Origin of the sequence: Mesorhizobium sp. M7A.F.Ca.CA.002.05.1.1 (assembly GCF_003998335.1) — a bacterium.
In the GTDB taxonomy this organism is placed as follows: Bacteria; Pseudomonadota; Alphaproteobacteria; order Rhizobiales; family Rhizobiaceae; genus Mesorhizobium.
Window position 1 is genome coordinate 1 of record NZ_RZQI01001634.1, and the last position, 479, is coordinate 479.

Sequence of the window (479 nt, forward strand, 5' to 3'; positions counted from 1 at the left end):
GGCCGGACCCATGTCGACGACATAGTCGGCATGCAGGATGGCGTCCTCGTCATGCTCGACGACGATCACCGTGTTGCCGATGTCGCGCAGGTGCTTCAGCGTATCGAGCAGGCGGGCATTGTCGCGCTGGTGCAGGCCGATCGACGGCTCGTCCAGCACATAGAGCACGCCCGTGAGACCGGAGCCGATCTGCGATGCCAGCCGGATGCGCTGGCTCTCGCCGCCCGACAGCGTGCCGGAATTGCGCGACAGCGTCAGGTAGTCGAGCCCGACATCGTTGAGGAAGCGCAGCCGCTCGCGGATCTGCTTGAGCACCCGCACCGCGATCTCGTTCTGCTTGTCGTTGAGCGACGCGGGCAGGTCGGTGAACCACTGGTCGGCCTTGCGGATGGAAAGCTCGGTGACTTCGCCGATATGTCTGCCTGCGATCTTCACCGCCAGCGACTCCGGCTTCAGCCGATACCCCTTGCAGGCCGGGC

General features: G+C 65.3%; 1 pseudogene. It reads right to left on the reverse strand.

Annotated elements, in window-relative coordinates:
• Positions 1 to 479, reverse strand: a pseudogene (locus tag EN939_RS37475) (excinuclease ABC subunit UvrA); the annotation flags it as partial.